Source organism: Ochrobactrum sp. SFR4 (genome assembly GCF_019730395.1).
Taxonomy (GTDB): domain Bacteria; phylum Pseudomonadota; class Alphaproteobacteria; order Rhizobiales; family Rhizobiaceae; genus Pseudochrobactrum.
The window spans coordinates 1-234 of record NZ_JAAPBB010001413.1 but is presented as its reverse complement, the minus strand read 5'-3'; the positions used below and the strand labels follow the sequence as shown (position 1 = coordinate 234).

At 51.7% G+C, this 234-nt stretch carries 1 protein-coding gene; it reads left to right on the top strand.

Annotation, left to right across the window (positions count from 1 at the left end):
• Nucleotides 1-234: endolytic transglycosylase MltG (locus HBA93_RS23685; RefSeq protein ID WP_221724840.1), on the top strand; the 234-nt coding region annotated here is incomplete at both ends.

Below are 234 nucleotides of genomic sequence, written 5' to 3'. Positions count from 1 at the left end.
CTTATAATACCTATGTTATTAAAGGCTTGCCGCCGACACCGATTGCTAATCCGGGTCGTGATGCGCTGGAAGCAGTTGCTAATCCGCTGGATACAAAAGACCTCTACTTCGTTGCAGACGGTACTGGTGGTCACATCTTCGCGGCAACGCTGAAAGACCATAATGACAATGTGCGTAAGTGGCGTGAGATTGAACGCCAGCGCAAAGAAGGTGCCACAGGTGCACCGGCAGCTC